General features: G+C 30.4%; 2 protein-coding genes. Both read right to left on the bottom strand.

What is annotated here, in order from left to right; translation table 11 throughout:
• On the bottom strand, nt 1–682 hold a 682-nt coding region (sigI, locus tag CN514_RS13550; RefSeq protein WP_286141673.1), incomplete at its 3' end, for an RNA polymerase sigma-I factor.
• 184 nt (nt 683–866) lie between these two features.
• The gene (locus CN514_RS13545) at nt 867–2,111 is read right to left on the bottom strand and encodes a DUF5667 domain-containing protein (RefSeq protein ID WP_098233049.1); all 1,245 of its coding nucleotides are present in this window, start codon (nt 2,109–2,111) and stop codon (nt 867–869) included.
• Nucleotides 2,112–2,163: the final 52 nt, after the last annotated feature.

Here is a 2,163-nt window from a genome sequence, read left to right as displayed (position 1 = left end):
CACTAATAATACACATCGCAATTATATATTTTCTATGTTTTTCGAGCGATTTTCGACTAATATTAACTTTAGATTCTAGCTTATTCATCGGTAATTTTTTCTTTTTATATAGAAAAGTTAACATCTCTTCATCAGACGTAATACTGTCTACAACTGAAAAAACATGCTCCCTTGTATCTTCATGTTTAGGTGAAACTTCTACTAGAGTTTCTAATGAAATTCCAAATTGTTTAAGCATTTCACTGAAATGAATAATTTCTTCTTTACGATTTATTTCATCAAAGTTTTTAATATAAGAGCTATATACATGGTCGTCGTAGTGTTTATGCACGTCCTCTGACCCAGTTTGTTCGGACGTTAATAATTGGTATTTAGATTCCTTGCGAAAATAATCGATTAATTCTCGTTTTATGATCAACTTTGCAAAAGATAGAAATGACGAACCTTTTTTATATGAATATAGTTTAATAGCCTCATGAAACGCATTTAACCCAATACTAAATTCATCTTCTTGATTTGTAATATATCTCCCACAAATAGTGGATACAGTTTTGTTTATAAAAGGAGTATATTGCACTATAAAATCATCTAGTTCTTTTGATGAAGACTGTTGTATTGTTAATACAATATCTTCAATTTTTTCTTTTCTTTTATAAAGCGTCTGAAAAATTGTAAGTAACAAGACTCGATCTCCTTTCAAAAGAGGATTGCTTAGCCATTAAAATTTAAAGGCGCCCCCCACTCATTATATAATCATATGAATGTATGAGGCACCATTTTAATTTAATCAGTTAAACTTAAGCATATCGCATCTTATGAAATGTTTCATATGATTTTATTGAAAGGTGAATGGAAATAATTACTTATTAATTTTTACCATGTCCATTTCCATGGTTTTCACCTTGGTTATTTGATTTATTATTCTCTTGCTTTTGATTTCCCTTGTGGTTTCCACGATTTTCATGTTCACCTTGATTTCTATGGTTTGTACCATTTTCGTGTTTTACTACGTGTTTCACTTCATGCTTTACTACATGTTTTTCTTCTTTTTCAACTTTTACTTTTTTTACTTTAACTGGTTTTACTTCTTTTGACTTATGTTGATGTTCTTCCTTATGCTCTACTGTTACAGGTTTTGTAGCAACTTCAGCAGCATCATCTTTGTCATCATTTTCATCTTGATTATCTTCATTAACATTTTTCACGTCTGTGTCATTTACGTCTTCAATTTTAGTCACTGTTGTAATAACCTCTGGAGTAGCTGACTGATCTGTAGTTGAATCAGGATATTGAACTGTAATAACTGGTTTTAAAGCAGTTGAATTCTGTTCTGTATGCTTTAAGACTTTCTCTAATCTTTCAGAAATTTTGTTAAAGCTCTTTTCAATATTTTTAGCAATCGCAGCTTTTGCTTTTGGATTTTTAACTTGATCTAAAACATTCGCTAAAACAAGTAAATTGTTATTTAAATGGTGTTGAATTTTTGCAATTTCTTTTTGCTCTTTTGTTAATTTTTGTTTTTCATGTTTGTCTGTTTCAGCTTTATCTTGATCTTCTTTTTCAGATTCTTGTTTGTCTGTTTCAACTTTTTCTGTATCTTCATTATCAGTTTCTTGTTTATCAGTCTCAACTTTTTCTGTATCTTCTTTTTCTACTTCAGTTGAATCTTCTGCTGGTTTCGTAGTATCAGTACCTTCTGTTGTTGTTTCTGAAGTTGTTGTTTCTGAAGTCGTTGGCTCAGTAACAGTTGGAAGTTTACCATCAAGTTGGCCTTGAGCATTATCCATTTGACTTAAAGCTTCTTTTAACGTTTCTTTTGCTAAATCTTCTTTGCCTTCTTTAATTAATTCTCTTGCTTCATGAATGCGCTCTTGTGCAAATTGTGCTAAAAGTTCTGCTTCTTTAACTTTGTCTGTAGTTAGTAATAGTTGAATTTTTTCTACTGTTGTTTTTACAAAATAGAAGAAATCGCCTTTAACTAATGCAGGTGCTTCTTCCTTTTGTTCAGTTGATGAAACTGTATCATTTTCAGCGGCAAGTACTGAACTAGAGAAACCTAACTGAGATAATAATAGTGCTGTAGCAGTCGTATGTACTAATAATTTTTTCATTAATTTTTTTCCCCTTTGTAAAAAATTTCTTAAATTATTCTCACTATAACTT

Source organism: Bacillus sp. AFS001701 (assembly GCF_002559405.1).
Taxonomy (GTDB): Bacteria; Bacillota; Bacilli; order Bacillales; family Bacillaceae_G; genus Gottfriedia.
Note: the sequence above shows the minus strand (reverse complement) of the source record. Positions and strands in the feature narration are given on the sequence as shown.

What these genes read in the sequence shown, in the direction of transcription:
- CN514_RS13545 (WP_098233049.1), bottom strand. Translation starts at nt 2,111, where the DNA reads ATGAAAAAATTATTAGTACATACGACTGCTACAGCACTATTATTATCT.